Source organism: Flaviaestuariibacter terrae (assembly GCF_054777635.1).
Genome location: NZ_BAAHAL010000008.1, coordinates 1,172,647 through 1,188,948, shown reverse-complemented (window position 1 = coordinate 1,188,948; position 16,302 = coordinate 1,172,647). Strand labels below are relative to the sequence as shown.

General features: G+C 59.1%; 19 protein-coding genes. 14 read left to right on the top strand and 5 right to left on the bottom strand.

Going from position 1 to position 16,302, the window contains the following annotated elements:
* Positions 1 to 401: 401 nt before the first annotated feature.
* On the top strand, positions 402 to 1,142 hold the full coding sequence (locus ACYU7Z_RS13270; RefSeq protein ID WP_460571218.1) for a glycine-rich domain-containing protein: 741 nt from the start codon (positions 402 to 404) through the stop codon (positions 1,140 to 1,142).
* Here the strand turns inward: ACYU7Z_RS13270 and ACYU7Z_RS13265 are convergent.
* Positions 1,139 to 2,323: a potassium channel family protein gene (locus ACYU7Z_RS13265; RefSeq protein ID WP_460571216.1), complete on the bottom strand. Its 1,185-nt coding sequence runs from the start codon at positions 2,321 to 2,323 to the stop codon at positions 1,139 to 1,141. The two genes, ACYU7Z_RS13270 and ACYU7Z_RS13265, sit on opposite strands and share 4 nt — an antisense overlap.
* A gap of 106 nt (positions 2,324 to 2,429) precedes the next feature.
* Here ACYU7Z_RS13265 and ACYU7Z_RS13260 point away from each other — a divergent pair, with 106 nt between their 5' ends.
* The 6 genes from ACYU7Z_RS13260 (at position 2,430) to ACYU7Z_RS13235 (ending at position 5,734) form a co-directional block, all read left to right on the top strand.
* A complete protein-coding gene (locus tag ACYU7Z_RS13260; protein ID WP_460571214.1) occupies positions 2,430 to 2,810 on the top strand; it encodes a helix-turn-helix domain-containing protein in 381 nt (126 codons plus the stop codon).
* Positions 2,811 to 2,887: 77 nt separating this feature from the next.
* Entirely contained in the window at positions 2,888 to 3,649 is a 762-nt protein-coding gene (locus ACYU7Z_RS13255; RefSeq protein ID WP_460571212.1) for an SDR family NAD(P)-dependent oxidoreductase, read from the top strand.
* A 52-nt stretch (positions 3,650 to 3,701) separates the two neighbouring features.
* On the top strand, positions 3,702 to 4,052 hold the full coding sequence (locus tag ACYU7Z_RS13250) for a CHY zinc finger protein (protein ID WP_460571210.1): 351 nt from the start codon (positions 3,702 to 3,704) through the stop codon (positions 4,050 to 4,052).
* 264 nt (positions 4,053 to 4,316) lie between these two features.
* Positions 4,317 to 4,586, top strand: coding sequence for a hypothetical protein (locus tag ACYU7Z_RS13245; RefSeq protein ID WP_460571208.1), 270 nt, complete (start codon positions 4,317 to 4,319; stop codon positions 4,584 to 4,586).
* A gap of 141 nt (positions 4,587 to 4,727) precedes the next feature.
* Positions 4,728 to 5,171, top strand: a complete 444-nt coding sequence (locus ACYU7Z_RS13240; protein WP_460571206.1) for a hypothetical protein — start codon at positions 4,728 to 4,730, stop codon at positions 5,169 to 5,171.
* A 146-nt stretch (positions 5,172 to 5,317) separates the two neighbouring features.
* A complete protein-coding gene (locus ACYU7Z_RS13235) occupies positions 5,318 to 5,734 on the top strand; it encodes an RNA recognition motif domain-containing protein (protein WP_460571204.1) in 417 nt (138 codons plus the stop codon).
* A gap of 78 nt (positions 5,735 to 5,812) precedes the next feature.
* Here ACYU7Z_RS13235 and ACYU7Z_RS13230 read toward each other — a convergent pair whose 3' ends face one another.
* The gene (locus ACYU7Z_RS13230) at positions 5,813 to 6,820 is read right to left on the bottom strand and encodes a metallophosphoesterase family protein (RefSeq protein ID WP_460571202.1); all 1,008 of its coding nucleotides are present in this window, start codon (positions 6,818 to 6,820) and stop codon (positions 5,813 to 5,815) included.
* A gap of 165 nt (positions 6,821 to 6,985) precedes the next feature.
* On the opposite strand from ACYU7Z_RS13230, the gene ACYU7Z_RS13225 reads away from it, so the two are divergent.
* Genes ACYU7Z_RS13225 through ACYU7Z_RS13215 form a run of 3 tightly spaced genes read left to right on the top strand, consistent with a single transcriptional unit; the run spans position 6,986 to position 10,172 of the window.
* Entirely contained in the window at positions 6,986 to 7,600 is a 615-nt protein-coding gene (locus ACYU7Z_RS13225) for a hypothetical protein (RefSeq protein WP_460571200.1), read from the top strand.
* A 41-nt stretch (positions 7,601 to 7,641) separates the two neighbouring features.
* Entirely contained in the window at positions 7,642 to 7,848 is a 207-nt protein-coding gene (locus tag ACYU7Z_RS13220) for a hypothetical protein (protein WP_460571198.1), read from the top strand.
* Positions 7,849 to 7,898: 50 nt separating this feature from the next.
* Positions 7,899 to 10,172, top strand: a complete 2,274-nt coding sequence (locus ACYU7Z_RS13215) for a DUF2330 domain-containing protein (protein ID WP_460571196.1) — start codon at positions 7,899 to 7,901, stop codon at positions 10,170 to 10,172.
* Here ACYU7Z_RS13215 and ACYU7Z_RS13210 read toward each other — a convergent pair.
* Both ACYU7Z_RS13210 and ACYU7Z_RS13205 read right to left on the bottom strand, forming a co-directional pair.
* The gene (locus ACYU7Z_RS13210; protein WP_460571194.1) at positions 10,169 to 10,561 is read right to left on the bottom strand and encodes a response regulator; all 393 of its coding nucleotides are present in this window, start codon (positions 10,559 to 10,561) and stop codon (positions 10,169 to 10,171) included. The genes ACYU7Z_RS13215 and ACYU7Z_RS13210 overlap by 4 nt on opposite strands.
* A gap of 193 nt (positions 10,562 to 10,754) precedes the next feature.
* Positions 10,755 to 11,915, bottom strand: coding sequence for an AI-2E family transporter (locus ACYU7Z_RS13205; protein ID WP_460571192.1), 1,161 nt, complete (start codon positions 11,913 to 11,915; stop codon positions 10,755 to 10,757).
* 88 nt (positions 11,916 to 12,003) lie between these two features.
* Here ACYU7Z_RS13205 and ACYU7Z_RS13200 point away from each other — a divergent pair, with 88 nt between their 5' ends.
* On the top strand, positions 12,004 to 12,189 hold the full coding sequence (locus ACYU7Z_RS13200) for a hypothetical protein (RefSeq protein ID WP_460571190.1): 186 nt from the start codon (positions 12,004 to 12,006) through the stop codon (positions 12,187 to 12,189).
* A gap of 178 nt (positions 12,190 to 12,367) precedes the next feature.
* On the top strand, positions 12,368 to 13,051 hold the full coding sequence (locus ACYU7Z_RS13195) for a DUF4197 domain-containing protein (protein ID WP_460571188.1): 684 nt from the start codon (positions 12,368 to 12,370) through the stop codon (positions 13,049 to 13,051).
* Positions 13,052 to 13,065: 14 nt separating this feature from the next.
* On the opposite strand, the gene ACYU7Z_RS13190 is transcribed toward ACYU7Z_RS13195, so the two are convergent.
* A complete protein-coding gene (locus tag ACYU7Z_RS13190; RefSeq protein ID WP_460571187.1) occupies positions 13,066 to 13,806 on the bottom strand; it encodes a hypothetical protein in 741 nt (246 codons plus the stop codon).
* A gap of 216 nt (positions 13,807 to 14,022) precedes the next feature.
* Between ACYU7Z_RS13190 and ACYU7Z_RS13185 the strand changes: the two genes are divergently transcribed.
* Both ACYU7Z_RS13185 and ACYU7Z_RS13180 read left to right on the top strand, forming a co-directional pair.
* Positions 14,023 to 14,532, top strand: a complete 510-nt coding sequence (locus tag ACYU7Z_RS13185) for a glycine zipper 2TM domain-containing protein (RefSeq protein ID WP_460571185.1) — start codon at positions 14,023 to 14,025, stop codon at positions 14,530 to 14,532.
* Between the two features lie 267 nt (positions 14,533 to 14,799).
* Positions 14,800 to 16,209, top strand: coding sequence for an alpha-amylase family glycosyl hydrolase (locus ACYU7Z_RS13180; RefSeq protein WP_460571183.1), 1,410 nt, complete (start codon positions 14,800 to 14,802; stop codon positions 16,207 to 16,209).
* Positions 16,210 to 16,302 lie beyond the last annotated feature (93 nt).

The following is a 16,302-nucleotide window of genomic DNA, read 5'->3' as shown; positions in this document are numbered from 1 at the left end:
ATAAAAAAAGCGCCTGCGGCGCTAAGATGGTAGTGTGACTTGTAAAAGGATACGGGATAAAGGATCGGTTTTCAAAGGGTCGGATCAGAAACGGAGGGCTCAGGTCTTCAGTTAGTTTTGGTCGTTCAGGATCGGAATGTCGGCGGTCAGGTTAAAAGGTCGGAACGGTTCGGTCAAAAGGACAAAGGGTCGGATCAGAAAGTCGGAGCGTTCAGGTTAAAAGGGCTTCAGGTCAGGTTTTTCAAGGGGCGTTTTCCGTAGGACAATGTAAAAGTACAGTGCCCGGATAGCGTTTCGCGGGCGCAATAGACCTGCCGGGCGTGATCGTAGACGGATGCCCGTTTTTCGGCGTTGGGTCCGGACCACGGCCGGGCTTATCTTTAGCGAAACCTCATCCGATCATGACCAAAAAAGAGCTGTGGCTGCGCCTGCGGCATTATCATTTCGACCACCTCGTACCGGCCTCGCTGTGGGACCAGGTGCGTGCCCGCTTCGGCGGGGCCGATGCATCCACGCGTGCCTTTGCGGATAAGCTTGCGCGAAAGCTGGGCTGGAACCACGGCTTTGCCTTACGCGCGCTCGTAGAGTACAAGAAGTTCGTGTACCTCGGCATTATCTCCGACTTCGTGGTTACCCCATCGCGCGTTATCGACCAGGTTTGGCACGAACACCTGCTCTTCAGCCGGGGCTACCGTGGTTTTTGCGATGACGTGATCGGATGTGCGTTCGAACACGAGCCCGAGCTGACGCCTTTCGACGACCAGACCGCCTGCTTCCGCGCGCAATACACCGACACGCTGAATCTCTACCGGAGTGAATTCGGCTACGAGCCATCGATGGACATCTGGTACGATCCGAAGTTCGATGCGAGCGATAGCAATGCCGGCGGCATCAGCAAGCGCAAGCGTGTGCCGACCTATGCAGGCGCGGATAGTGGCGACAGTGTTGATTTTGGTGCAGAGCCGCTCCATGCTTCTTTCGATGGCGATGCGGATGCACTTTCCTTTGGCGGCTTTGAAGGTGGCGATGGCGGTGGCGCCGGTGCATCGGGCTCCTGGGGCGAAGATGCGGGCGACGGCGGCGATAGTGGAGGCGACTCCTCGTGCAGCTCCTGCAGCTCGGGTTGCGGCGGTGGCGATTAAGATTTTTCTTTGGTAAGCTGGTCTACGAATGCAGCATCCGCTACAGCCGATGTACTGAGCGAGAGGTGGATGTCGAGCTTCTCCCGGAGCACGCGCGCCATCGAATCGTCAAACACACGCAGGATAAGCCGGAGGCCAGGCTGCAGCGAGCGCGCATTAAGGCCGATCTCGAGGTTACCCAGGTCATTGTCGATCACAGAAATCACGGCCTTGGCATGGGCCGCGCCTGTTGCCCGCAGCACGCGCGACGATCGGGCGTTGCCGATATACACCGCGATGCCCCGGTTGCGGAGGTACTCCACGTGGGGCGCCGCAGCATTTTGCTCGATCACGATAAACCGCTCGCCACGCCGGCACAATTCCTCCGCTATAGAGTACCCCAGCCGCCCGACACCGCAAAGAATGATGTGGCCACGGTAGCGATAGCGACGGTGCCCGAGCTTGTACTCGGCCCGCTCTTTCAGGATGCGGTCGATGGTGAGTGAAAAGATCAGCCAGATGAAGACCGTGGAGGCGAGGATGAGCGTGATCCCAAACAGCTTGCTGCCCGTGTCGGCATGGAGCAGGTTGATGTCGCCATAGCCTACCGTTGTTACGGTGACGATCACAAAATAGTAGGCATCGATCCATGCAAGTCCTTCGTAGTAATGATAGAACAGGGCCGAGCTGACGATCAGCAGGAGAAACGCAGCGCCAAGCGCCGGGACCAGCCAGTCTTTGCGGCGCCTGCCCGGTTGAACCTGCCGGGACTGCTGCACAGGAAGCCCTTTGCGTTGTACCTGCTCGTCCAGCGCCTGTACAAAAACCGGGGCTGCCAGCTGCGCCGGGTTGAGGATGCGGAGATTCGGGTGTGCCGCCTCGAGGTGCGGCCTCAGGCTTTCATTGAATAACGCAGCCGTGATCGGCACATCGTCGCAAAGGGTGATGAGGGCGATGAGTAGCTCGAGGTTCCGGTCGTCGCTGTCGTCGAGCGCATAGGCCATCGCGAGCTCGTTGAGGTCGATGCCCTCGAGGAGTTGCGCCAGCTTTTCCTCGGGTGCGCGCAGGTCGTCCGGAGCAGCGGTCAGTGCAGGCTTGTGGAGCACCTGGTAACCGAGTTGCCGCAGCTTCTGGAGCACGCGGAATGCGAGGTGCCCGTGACCTAGAATAAGTACGCGTTTCGTCAGATCCAGTTCCTGCATGAGCCCGAAAGTTATGTGTTAATTCCACCGGTCGCTCAACGCGATTCCAGTCCCTTTAACGCCGGCTTCACCCGCCCACAGGCGGTCGCGTCGTACCTTGCCGGGAATGGAAAATGTCGCCGTTGTTTCGTTTCGCCAGCAGGAGCTTACCAACCGGTACCTCGCAGCGCTCGACCAGCATATGTCGGAGCTCCGTGCGGGCACGACTGAGCGCGCGCTCGAGATCCGCGACCTCGCCGCGCTGCTCCATGTGCACCCGGTTCACCTCAGCAACACCATTAAGGAAGTAACCGGCCGCAGCACCTGTGATCATTACGAGGAACGCCTGCTGGCCCTGAGCCGGGAGCTGCTCCGCGACAGCACGCTGGCCATCGGCGCCATCGCCCGGCAGCTCACCTACGACCCCAGCAACTTCACGAAGTTCTTCAAGGCCTTTACCGGGATGACGCCGAAGCAGTACCGCAACAGTCTCTCCGCAAAATCTTAAGTAGTCACCATTTTCCGCGAAGCAGTCACCATTTTGGGGATTGGTCGCCGGGTAGCTTTGTGGTCCAAATAAGAAAGATGAACGCACAGAAAACAGCAATCGTAACCGGCGGCAGCCGCGGTCTCGGAAAAGATATGGCGCTCAGCATCGCCCGCAAAGGACTCGACGTAGTGCTGACCTACCGAACCGAAAAGAGCGGCGCCGACGATACCGTGCGCGCGATCGAAGACCTCGGCCGGCGCGCCCTCGCCCTCCCGCTCGACCTGTCGGTGGCCGGCGCCGCCACGGCCTTTGCGCCCCAACTCTCCGAAGCCATGCGCGCCGCCTGGGGCAGCGACCGTTTCGACTTCCTTGTCAACAATGCCGGTATGGGAGGCAATCACCCCTTCGGCTCCGTGAGCGAGGAAGTGTTCGACGAGTTCCTCAACGTGCATTTCAAAGGCGTGTATTTCCTCACGCAGGCGCTCCTCCCGCAGCTCAACGACGGTGGTGGCATCATCAACATTTCCACCGGTACCACGCGCTTCGTCAACCCGGGCTACTCGGTGTATGCGTCGATGAAAGGTGCGGTCGAAGTATTCACGCGCTACCTGGCCAAAGAGCTCGGACCCAAGGGCATCCGCGCCAATGTCGTGGCACCGGGTCCCATCGAAACCGACTTCAACAGCGCCGCGATCCGCAGCAACCCGCAGCTCAAAGAGCGACTTGCTTCGATGACGCCGCTTGGCCGCGTTGGCAATGCCGAGGACATCGGCGGCGTCGTGGCCTTCCTCTGCAGCGAAGACGCGCGCTGGGTGAACGGGCAGCGAATTGAAGTAAGCGGCGGGATAAACGTTTAAGAAACGACGACGCCCCGTTACAGCACAATCGATGTTCGCGTTACTTTGCAGGATGCCGGCTCCGGACATCAAAGGCTTTCCCATCGACGACGAAACACGCTGCGAGCACTACCACTCGCCGCTTGATATCATCGCCCTGAAATTCAGGTGCTGCGGCGAGTGGTATCCCTGTATCCATTGCCACGAGGAAGCGGCGGGGCACGCGGTGCAACGCTGGCCCGAAAGCGAGTGGCACACGAAGGCGATCCTTTGTGGCGCGTGCAAAACGGAGCTGACGATCCATGCGTACTTTGCCAGCGGGTACAAATGCCCGCATTGCGCGAGCGCCTTCAACCCGCGTTGCCACAATCATGATCACCTGTATTTTGACGTGGAGCCCGGGGAGAGAAAGAACACAGATTAAATAAGATTTACAGGATCTGCGCAGACCTCATATCCCCCGCATCGGAAGGGGCTTCGTTTATTCTTACGACGATCGAAACGTAGCTAGCTCGCTCCAAAATCTTTGAACTGCTCACGCGCTCACTGTTCACCCGCTCACTGCTCACCCCATCTGCCGGAGGATATAGCCTCACGATTATGTTAAAACACCCGTCCAACTTCCCACTTCCGGCTTCATGTTCGGCCGCGTGGTATCTCTTTTGCAACACTGCCGTAAAAAACGGTTATGGATAAGCGTTCCTGGATTCCTATTTTACTGATCGTAGCCCTTGCCTCGATCGGCTATGCCATCTACCGCTCCACCGCCGAGCGTATCGTTATTACCGAGGGAAACCGCCAGACGATCTACGGCGAGCCGCAGCACGGCCTTGTGCTGGGACTGCTCCTGCTGGGTGGTCTTTGCCTGCTGGCGTCGGTAGCCCTTTCCACCTGGCGCGAGCGCCGCGAAATCAGCACGCGCGTGGAGGAAGGCCCCATCGCCAACTTCCGACGCTAGGGCTTCCACCAGTTCACAAGGCCGATCCTACCGTTCATCACGACTATGTGGCATTCTGTACTACTTTGTATTGCATAGTACCTTAAGCGATGCCATCTTTGTGTGGTCAACCAATCAAACGACACACAAAAATAAATAGTCATGAAAACGTTCCTGATCGCCCTGAGCCTCGTAACCAGCGTGTTCTTCAACCAGGCACAGGCTGCCCCCGCGTACGAAAACCCCACAGTAACCGCCGCCTTCGAAAGCCGCTTTGGAGGCGCCAGCAACGCCCAATGGACGGAGCTGAACGGCCTCTTCAAGGTTAACTTCACCTTCGACGGCACGGTACTGAACGCCTACTACAACAGCGAAGGTTCCCTGATCGCCCTCACGCGGCAGCTGTCGCCGGCCACCCTGCCCGCAGCCCTGCGTGCCAGCCTCAGCGCCGAGATGAACGGCCGCTGGATCTCGGACCTCTTCGTGGTGGAAACCGAAAAAGGCAAAACCTGGTATGTAACCCTCCAGAGCGCCGACGAGAAAGTAGTGCTCCGCTCGGTGCAACAGCGCAAGTGGAAGCAGTACCAGTCGGGCGTTGCCCTCTGATCGCTCCGACCCGAGCGTAAAACCCGGCCCTCTCCAGGCCGGGTTTTACGCAACGCGATAAAATCCACGCCCGGCGCGGAAAAAAGAGGCCTCGCAAAATAAAGTTGTGTAGATTTACCCTTCCAACCCAATTCAATCGTCACAGTATGAAACTTTTTGTAGCTGGCCTGCCGTATGACATGGATGATGCGGAACTGACAGAGATCTTCGAGAAATTCGGCCCCCTGAACTCCGCCAAAGTGGCGATCGATAAAGAAACCGGCAAAAGCCGCGGCTTCGGTTTCGTAGATATGCAAAACGAGCAGGATGGCCTCGATGCCATCGAGCACCTGAAAGATATTGCCTTCGGTAAAAAACAACTGATCGTGAAGAAAGCCGAAGAGCGCGGCCCCGGTGGTGGCGGCGGCGGCCAGCGACCCTTCCGTCCCGGTGGCGGTGGTGGTTACGGTGGCGGCGGCGGCGGCAACTACGGCGGCGGTGGCAACCGCGGCGGTGGTGGCGGTTACGGCGGCGGCAATAGCGGCGGCGGCGGTAACTACGGTGGCGGCGGACGTCGCTACTAAGCGCCCACGCTTCGTCAATACGACATTAAAAAGGCAGTCCTGCGGACTGCCTTTTTCTATTTTCCGAAGAGGCGGGATCTATTTGTTGGCCGCGGTAATGCCCTGTGGGCTCTGCACCGGCGTACTCACCACCAGCACCTTTTCTTCATCATGCTGGATGGCCACCTTGCGGCCTTCCTGGAAAGCCGTAAAATCGGTGCTGAGCTCATGCGACGACACCTCGAGATGGTCCTTGGCGCGGCGCACGGTGAGGTAATGAAACAGCGGCTTGTAATCGGTGGCTACGTCCGACAGTTCGTCCTTGCCGGGCCGCAGGGGCTGGTGCAGACCGCCGCCGCCGCCGATCACCATGAAATCCTTTCCTCCCACATGGAAGTGCTCGTAGTTGTGCGAGTGGCCCGACAGGAAGAGGCGGCATTTCGGCGTTTCCAGGAAGGCCGGCACGAAGCGCTGCTGCACCGCGTGACTCACCCCCACGATCTTGCTGTTGGTATAGGGCGAATGGTGGCAGCTTACGATAATGTACTGTACGGCGGGGTTGCCATTGAGTGCCTTGAGGGTGTCCAGGTACCAGCGCTGCTGCTCTGCGTCCTCGGCGGCCGAGAGGCTTTTGAAATTGGAATTAAGGAGCACCACGGCTACCGAATCGACCACCTGCACCGAGCCGGTGCGCACATGGTCGGGAAAGCGTTGCTGGAACTTGCGCTCACCGGCCATGGGGCGCCCCATGACCTCGTGGTTGCCCAGGATGGCGTGCACCGGCACCCCGTGCTCGCGGAGGGAGCTGAGGTAGCGGTCCATCGGGCGCCACTGCGCGTTGCTGTAGCCGAGGTTCACCACGTCGCCGAGAAGGAAAAGGGCCTGCGGCCGGCGCTGCGCGAGCTCCGTAAAGAGCATCCGGGTGGCCGTGCGGTTGTTGTTGCCCTTGAGCCACAACTTTTCCACGAACATCGGCGCCTGCGTGTCGCTGGCAAAGGCAATTTCAGTACTATCGGTTGTAAGGGCCATGGGCTGCGCTTTAGCGAGGCCCGAAAGGCTGGAGGCAAGCAGGGTAAGGACGGCGGTTTTCCGGAGCATAGGGTTCATTGGTAGCTAAAATTAGCCGTTCCGCCCCGGTACTCCTGCGGCCGGGCTTTCCTTTAACACGCTGCTGCCCCTTTTTTAACAGGGCCCTCACAGGGTTGGCAAATGCAGTACCATTTTGCTCCCTGCCCCGGGGAGACTACTTTTGCACCCCCAAAACAGCACCCTATGATCGCACTTGTCGGATACCTGGCCACGCTCTTCCTCGCCCTTTCGCTGCTGGTCAGCAACGACCTCCAGTTCCGCTGGTTCAATACCCTCGGCTGTCTCAGCTTTATCGTGTACGGCGCGCTGTTCGGGGCCTTTCCCGTGATCCTCACCAACAGCATCCTGCTGGTAATCAATGCCTATCACCTGGTGAAAGTGTACCGCTACCGGGCCGAGGAAGACTTCGACCTGGTTCCCTACTCGGCCGGCGATCCGCTGGTGCAGAAGTTCCTCCGCTTTTACGGCAAGGATATCGCCGACTACTTCCCCAACTACCAGGAAGGGCCGGGCGAAAACCTCCGCTTCTTTGTGCTCCGCGATATGGCCATCGCCAACGTATTTGCCGCCTCGGTCGAAGATGGGGGCACGCTTACGGTTCGGCTCAACTACACCGTGCCCAAATACCGCGATTTCAAGGTGGGCACCTTCCTGTTCGACAAGGGCCGCAACTTCCTCGAGCGGCAGCACGTGCGGCGCATCGTGTACAACGAGGTGGCCAATGCCAACCACGCCACTTTCCTGCAGCGCATGGGCTTTGTGCAGGAAGGAAAAAAATACGTAAAGCACCTCGGCTGACCCGCTCTGGCACAGCATTTTCGGTAGATCCGGGAAAAGCCATGAGCGACAAGCAATACGAAGCAGCGCGCAACAACGAGCAATCGCCCGCCCCGGGCTTCGCCTCCGTCAACACCCATAATCCCGGCGAAGAGTCTCAGGAGACGGCGCAGACCTCGCAGCAGGAGCGCCATCCACGCTCCGCCAACGATGCACCCCTGCCCTGGCCCGAAAGCTCCGCCCGCTCCAAAGGCATCGAAGACGAATAAGCTTTATGAAATCCGTGCGGCAGTAGCATCCAAGGGAAAAGCATACTGCCATGGAGAAGTCACTGACCCTCGACCCGCGCTGGTTCCAGGCGGGCTTCCAACTCCTGTTTCTCGCATACGGATGCCTGTGGCTGCACTGGCCGCTGGGCGCCGCTCATTGCATCGCCTCGGTTGGCGGCTGCGTTCTTTTTCAATATGTCTTCGAATCAGCGCGCCAGCGTCGCTTCCTGCCCCTTCGTGGCGCAGAAGGCTTCGGGCGCTGGGGCTTCAGCGTTCTCATCAGCGCGCTGAGCCTCTGTCTCCTGCTGCGCTGCAATCATTGGAGTACGAGCCTCCTGGCAGCCCTTATCACGGTCGGCTCCAAGTATGTGCTGCGCGTCGGCGGCCGCCACCTCTTCAACCCTTCAGCGATCGGGATCGTAGCGGTGCTGCTTTTCAGCGGCGATGCCTGGCTTTCGCCGGGGCAATGGGGCAGCGGCACGGTGCTCTTTTTTTCGATCCTCACGCTGGGCACCATTGTCGTGACGCGGGTGCAGAAGCTCGATGTCAGCCTCGCCTTCCTCGCCGGCTACGCGGGCCTTATGGCCTGGCGGCAACTCTGGGTGCTGGGCTGGCCGGCCGATCATTTTGTACACACGCTCAGCACGGGAAGCCTCCTGCTGTTTACTTTTTTCATGATCTCCGATCCGCGCAGCACGCCGGCGCACCCGGTGGCGCGCGTTGCCTGGGGCTTTGGCGTCGGCGCCCTTGCCTTTTACCTCGCTGCTTTCCGCTGGTGGTACAATACGCCCCTGTATGTGCTGCTGCTCGCGGCCCCGCTCGTGCCGCTGCTCGACCGGCTCCTCCCGGCGCGCGGCTTCCGCTGGCAACAGGTACCGTTGCCCTTTACCGGCCCTCTCCGTAAAGCGATCCAGGCACTCTCCTACCGAAAGGGCGCCGCGCTGCTGCTGCTTTTCACCCTCATGGCACAGCACGCATTTGCCTTCTGCGGCTTTTACGTCAGCAAGGCCGATGGCACGCTCAAAAACAAAACTTCCCAGGTGATCCTGGTGCGCGACGGCGACCGCAACGTGATCACGATGTACAACGACTTCAAGGGCAGCCTCCGCGACTTCGCCATGCTGGTGCCGGTGCCCGTTGTGCTGAAGGAAAGCGATATCCACGTAGTGGATCCGAAGATCTTTCAAACCCTCAACGACTACAGCGGCCCGCGGCTCGTGGAATACTACGATGAGGATCCCTGCGTGCAACACGTTTACGAGGAGCGCGCGATGACGCAGTATGCGCCGGCCGCTGTTGAAGACGGCGCCTTGCAGAAGGGCGTCCGCATCGAAGCACGCTACCAGGTGGGCGAATACGACATCCTGATCCTGAGCGCCAGGCAATCCGCCGGACTTTCGGAATGGCTGCTGGCAAACGGCTATAAGATCCCGGCCGCGGCACGGGAAGTGCTGGAGCCCTATATCAAAAGCAACCTCAAGTTTTTCGTGGTGAAGGTGAACGAGACGGCGCTCAAGCGGATCAGCAACAACTTTCTCCGCCCGCTGCAGATCTCGTTTCGATCACCGAAGTTCATGCTCCCCATCCGCCTCGGGATGGCCAATGCCGACGGCGACCAGGACCTTATCGTATACGCCTTCACCCGGCAGGGACGCGTGGAGTGCAGCAACTACCGCACGGCCGCCATGCCAACGGGGCAGGAAGTTCCGCTGTTTGTACAGAAGGATTTCAACCGATTTTACAGCCTGGCGTTCAACCGGAGCTGGCAGCAGGAAGGCCGCGCCGTTGCGATGCTGGAGTATGCCTGGAACGTGAGCCCGGCCAACTACTTCAAATGCGACCCCTGCACGGGCACGGTGCCCTCGCTGTACGACCTTGTGCAGGCCGGCGTGTGGTGGGTGCAGGATGGCAGCGGGCCCTATGCCGACGTTTTCTTTACCCGCCTCCATGTTCGGTACAACCGGCAGGATTTCCCGCAGGACCTCCTGTTCCAGGCAACACCCAACCAGGAGCCGTTCCAGGCGCGCTACGTGCTCACCCATGCCGCGCATGTCGACCCCTCGTGCCCGCAGCGGGCGAAGTACTTCCGCGCTGTGCGGGAGCGCCGGCAGCGCGAGCTCCGGAACCTGCAGCAGCTCACGGGTACACGCTACCACGACTGGGCGCAGACCGATGGGCCCGAAGAGGCACTCCCGGCCGGTTGCGGCTACGCGGCGTTGAGCCGGCAGCGGCAGGACAACGGGAACTGGGCGCTGGGTTTCTACTGCGCCGGCTGGGCGCTGGCTGCGGCATTCACCGCGATAGGGTTAAGGAGATTGGGCTAGGCGCCGACGGCGTAGCGAAGCAGGCGCTGCACCGATTTGCAGAGCCCATGGAAATCGTATGGCTTGCAAATAAGCTCGGTGCCATAGGCAGCAGCGTAGAGGCGTTCGCTGGGGCTGCCGCTTGTGGAGAAAAGAACAACCGGGATCTGCTGGTACAGGGGGTGCTGCTTGAGACGGCGAAGTGTTTCGCGGCCGTTGAGCACCGGCATGTTGATGTCGAGCACGATGAGGCTGGGGAAGCAAAGCGAGCGCTCGAGGAAATGAAGTAACGCAGCGCCGTGTTCGAGTGTTACTAAGTCGTAGTCATCCACGTCCCGGAAAGCTTCCTCCATAATGAGGATGTCGTCGGGGTCGTCGTCTACGTACAGGATGTACTTGTTGACGGTCATAAGCAGGCTTTAAAAGACAACCAATGGGGTTGTTTTTCTTGGATTAGCAGTTGCAGTTTAGTTTCGGTAGAGCCGTTGCTGGAGGAAAGTCAGTCTATCTTAAAGATACACGCTCATTCAGCGAAAACCCAGTCCCAGACCGGCTTTGTTGACTATTTACGGGTAGACCCCTAGACTGCTTGTCGCCGATTGTCTATACCTGCTTGCCATCATTCTGCTTGCCTTCTGTAGGAGGCTCTACATCGTTCTCGCGCTGGAGTTCTTCCTGCACCTGTTTCGACTTCCGGCGCAGCAGCGGAAAGCGCATGGGGCTTTGCTTTGGACGCTCGTCGCCAAGCAGCACACCCCATTGGCGCATGCTGTCGCTGCGGTCGAAAATGATCTTCAGCACCGCGATCATCGGCAGCGACAGGAACATCCCCGGAACACCCGCGATGGCCCCGGCAACTATAACGCCCACGATCGTGGCAAAGGCGTTGATCTTGACCTTCGAGCCGACGATGCGCGGCATCAGGATGTTGTTGTCGAGAAACTGCACAAAGGCGATCGCGATCAGCACCGCGAAGATGGGCCAGAGCTCGCTGGAGGAAGCCAGCGTGATGACGACGCCCAGGATGTTGCCGATCAGTGCGCCGATATAGGGTATAAGGTTGAGGAAGGCGAAGATGACCCCGATCAGGATGGCGTGCTTGATGCCGATGACCATGAGGATGCCGCCGAGCAGCACGGTGATATAGGTGATCTGGATGGCCAGCCCCACGAGGTAGCTCTTGATGATCACCTCCGACTCGCGCATCGCTTCTTCGACCTTCGGGTGTGCGGTCTCGGGAAACCACAGGAAGACGAAGCGAAGCAGCAGGTTCTTGTAATAAAGCATCAGGAAGATGTAGATCGGCAGCAGGCCCACGAACACGAAAATGCCCGGCAGCGTGGCGGCGGCGCCCCCGGCGATCCCGGACACCCAGGCCATCAGCTTGTCGTTCTGCTGGTCGATGAAGGCGGTTTGCTTTTGCGTGGAATAGTGGAAGCGCGTTTCGATCCACTGGCTGATGGAGTCGAGGTGGCCGCGGACGTTTTGCCGGATGGTGGGGACGTCGGCCACCAGCTGGCTCACCTGGGAGGAGAAGAACCAGACGAGCCCCGCCAGCACCAGGATCAGCGCCAGCAGCGAGAGGCCGATGGCGAGCGTTTCGGGAAACCGCCGCTTGCGGAGAAAGCGGTACAGCGGCAGGAGCATGATGGCCAGGAAGAACGCCATCAGGATCGGCGACAGGATCTCCCGGCCGGCTACAAGGATAAGACCCAGGAAGTAAAGGCCCATCAGCTCCAGGGCCCTCCGAACGGTGAGGGGCATGCGCATACGTTTGCTGCCGAAGATAAAACCGGGCCAGCGCCCGGGGTGGTGGCATACGGATTGCCGGTATAGGAGCAAAAGAACCTACATGAAACAAATCTTACTGGGCGCCCTCGTTTGCGCCGCCGTTGCCGGCATTGTTGCCTACGCCATCAACCCCGAAAAAGTTACCAGCGCCCTCGACGACCTGAAAAACAAGGCCGACGACCTGCTGGGCAAGGCCGCTGAAGGCTACGACAGCCTGAAGGACCAGGCCAGCGGCGCCATGGGCTAGGCTTCGACTGCGCTCAGCCTGGCAGCTCACGTGCCCCCCACATTTCCCGCGCTGTCATCCTGAGCCAGCCGAAGGATGAGCGGCACCCGAAGCTTTAACAAACCCCCATCAAACCCCTGCAACATTCTTGCGTCTTTTGAACAGACTGCCTTGCGCAGTCTTTTTTAAACTGGAGACTATGAAAAAGATATTACTTCCCCTGATCGCCCTGCTGTTCTTCCCCCTTATCTATGGTTGCAGCGGCAACCGCCTGCTTAATTACACGCTCACCGAGCAGGACGCGGCCGCCGCGATCCGCGAGCTCCTTAACGCCGGCGCCCGCAACGGGTCGACCGGTAACGCCTTCAGCAAGGAAAACGTGATCAGCACGGTGTTCCCCTCCGAGGTGGCCAAAGTGCTCAACACCCTCAACAACTTCGGCCTCAGCAAGGACCTCGATCGGTTTACGACGTCGATGAGCACGGCAGCCACTGCATCGGTGGAGCGTGCCATCCCGGTTTTTGCCAACGCCATCGCCGGTATGAAGGTGGGTGATGCGATCAACCTCGTGAAGAGCGGCGGCACTTCGGCTACCGATTACCTGAAGGCCAACACCGGCTCGCAGCTGCGTACCGCGCTGACGCCCGTGATGCAAAACGCACTCGCCGAGTACAAGCTGACCGAGCAGTGGGACAAGCTGACGGCGCCCATCCGCAACACCGCCGTGGGTAACCGCCTCAACCTCGACCTGTCGAACCTGATGGCCGTGGCTGTCAGTGATGCCATGTTCCGCAAGATGGCCGAAGGCGAGCAGCTGATCCGTACGAACGCCTCGTACCGGACGACGCCCCTGCTCCAGAAAGTCTTCGGACGCAGCTGGTAACGGGAGCGGAAACGCTATTGAATGGGTAAGGGTCGCCGGGTGGCGCCCCTTGCTTTTTTACCCGAAGCTTCGGGCAGCGCGGGCCGGAGGTACAGGTGCCGCCGGAGCAGCAACAGCAGGCTGCCCATCAGCAGGAAGTGCAGCTGAATAAGCACAGGCGTACCCTCGAAATAAACCCGGGCGCCGAAGCCCGCCTGCAGCAGGCGGTTGTAGGCCAGGTGCGTGAGCGGGAACTCGAGCAGCAGCGGCAGCAGGAGCAGGAGGGGAAGAAGGGTATAGCGCTGCCGCCTGCTGAAGTGCCGAGCGGCCAGCAGCACCGGGAGTGTAGCCAGGATTGCTACGATCGAAACCGTGAGTACACGGAGGGCCAGCGGCGAAGCGCCCCCGAGGAGCGTACCGAGAACCACGCGCTCATCGCCCCCGCCGAGCACGGCCGTAAACAGCCGGGCAAAAGGAAGGCCCGCAAAGAGCAGCGCCAGGGCTACACCCGCCGCCGGGCTGCCCGCGCGGCGGCGAAGCAGCAAGGCCCCGACCCACATGCAGGCATAGGAGAAAAGCGGTCCTGCCGCCGTTGCGATCCAGCCATTACCCGCGTCGCGCGCGAGGCTCCACCGGTTAAAGTCGCGCGGGCCGTAAGCAGCGTTGAGGAGGAAGCCGGTCTGGATATGAACCTGCTCGTGGAGCTCCGACACAACAAAGCAGGTACAGGCAAATGCTGCGAGCCAGGCAGGGCCCGGGCGCGTGATGGTCTTCATAGCACCTGAGACGCGGTCCTGCTCCGCCCGGTTACAACTGCCGCGCTTCGTCCCCGTTTTTTTTGCAGCCGTTTTGTTAAAGGATAGAAATGCAGACCGTTGAAAATCAAAATGTTATGATTCTAGCTCTGCTATTCGTCACTATCCGAAATACTCTGGCATGCTTTTGTATTAACTGGGTAGGTAACCGAAATACTTCCACTAAAAACGCATCTTATGAAACAGATTTTCTCCGCAATAACAGCCGCTGCTTTCCTGGTAGCCTGTAACTCGGCTCCCACACCCACGGCTACAACTACGACAACGACAACTACTGTCGCTCCTGATACTTCGGGCTTCGCCCAATTCCAGGCCTGGAAGGCCCAAAGCGAGTTGAGCAACCCCAACGCCAATAACACGGCTGTAGCTACGGCCCCGGCTGCCAGCAATACGCGCAGCTATGCACCCGTTCGCCGCAGCTCCTCTTCGTCGGCCGGCCGCCGCAGCTCCTCGTCCTCGTCGGGCTCCATGAGCTCGTCTTCGTCGAGCACGGCCCAGGCACCTGCCAGGAAGGGCTGGAGTAAAGCCGCCAAAGGCGCCGTCATCGGTGGTGTTGCCGGTGCTGCCGCCGGTGCGGTGATCAACAAGAAAAACCGGGCTGCCGGTGCCGTTATCGGCGGTATCCTCGGTGCAGCGGGTGGCTATGGTATTGGCCGCGCCGGTGATAAGAAAGATGGCCGCTATTAAGCGAACAACATAATTTTGAATTCTTTTGAAAGACACCCTGACGGGCCGAGGTTTCCACCTCGGCCCTTTTTGTTGTCATTATTAGGAGTGCCGGGCAGCTAACGGGAATTGGAATTCTCAATGCTCAACGCTCAATAGTCAATGCTCAAATGCCCTCCCTTTACACTTGATAATTGAATATTGAATGTTGAATATTGAATATTTCATTACCGGTGAATGCTGCCGGGATTGTGTGGCGACCCTCCCTACCTTAGCCAAAAGCCCCGCATGCACCGATTGCTTCTTTTCGCCAGCCTCCTCCTGGCCTTCAGCGCGCGTTCGCAGAAGCCGAACGACCCCTACCAGCCCAAGCCATACGTAGAGATCAAACATCCCGACTGGAGCCGGAGCGCCGTGCTCTACCAGGTCAACATCCGGCAGTTCACACCCGAAGGAACGTTCAAGGCTTTTGCACAGCAGCTGCCGCGGCTGAAGGCATTAGGTGTAGACATCCTCTGGCTGATGCCGGTGCAGCCGATCGGGAAGGAAAAACGAAAGGGTACGCTGGGCTCGGAGTACTCGGTACGCGACTACTACGGCATCAACCCGGAGTTTGGAACGATGCAGGACTTCAGGGATCTTGTAAAAGCCGTGCACCGGCTCGGCATGCACCTCATTCTCGACTGGGTGGCCAACCACTCGGCCTGGGACAACCCGCTTGCGAAGCAGCACCCCGACTGGTACACCCATACTGCCGAAGGAAAATTTCAACCCACGCCCTGGTACGACTGGGACGACGTGATCGACTTCGACTACAACAAGCCGGGACTGCGCCGATATATGACCGGCGCCATGACCTGGTGGGTCAAAGAAACCGGCATCGACGGCTTCCGCTGCGACGTGGCCGGCTTTATTCCTGTCGATTTCTGGGATAATGTGCGGAAGGAGCTCGACCGCATCAAGCCCGTATTTCTACTGGCCGAGTGGGAAGCCCGCGACATGCACAAGCGCGCCTTCGACGCCACCTACAGCTGGAGCCTCTATGAAACCCTGCACCGCGTGAGCAAGGAAGAGCCCGGCGCCTTCAACGACCTCGTGGAGTACCTCGCCCACGACGTCAACACCTGGCCCGACGATGCCTACCGAATGCTCTTCACCGACAACCACGACAAGAATTCCTGGACGGGCACGCCGTTCACCCAGTTCGGCCCTGCGCTCGAAGCCTGTATCGCCTTTACCTACGTGTGCAAAGGCATCCCCCTCATCTACAACGGGCAGGAAGCGGGCAGCGAGAAGATGCTGCGCTTTTTTGACAAGGATACGATTCAATGGAAGCCGCATCGTTTCGATAGTATCTATCGCCGGTTGAATGAATGGAAACATCAGGTCAACGCTCTGGCAAACGGGTCCACAGGAGCGACTATGATACGCGTGCCCAATAATAAACCCGAAACCACATTGTCTTTTGCAAGATTATCCGAACGCGACGGCATTGTTGCCATTTTCAACTTTTCTTCTTTACCTGTAACTGTTTGGATGGAAAGTGAACTCATTGAAGAACGACCACCCTATCGTACCCTAAATCATACTACTTATACTTTTGTAAGCGCCCGGGATAGAAAAGATCAATTCTCGATTACGTTGCCGGCATGGGGATACGAGATCTTTAGGCTCTCTGCCAAAAAGGCAAAGCAGTAAAGATCTGCGTCAATCATAACAATCATAATAATCTGCGTTCTTTCTCTCCGCCGCTTGCGGCGCCCCAGGCCTAATTTTGACCCACAATTGCAC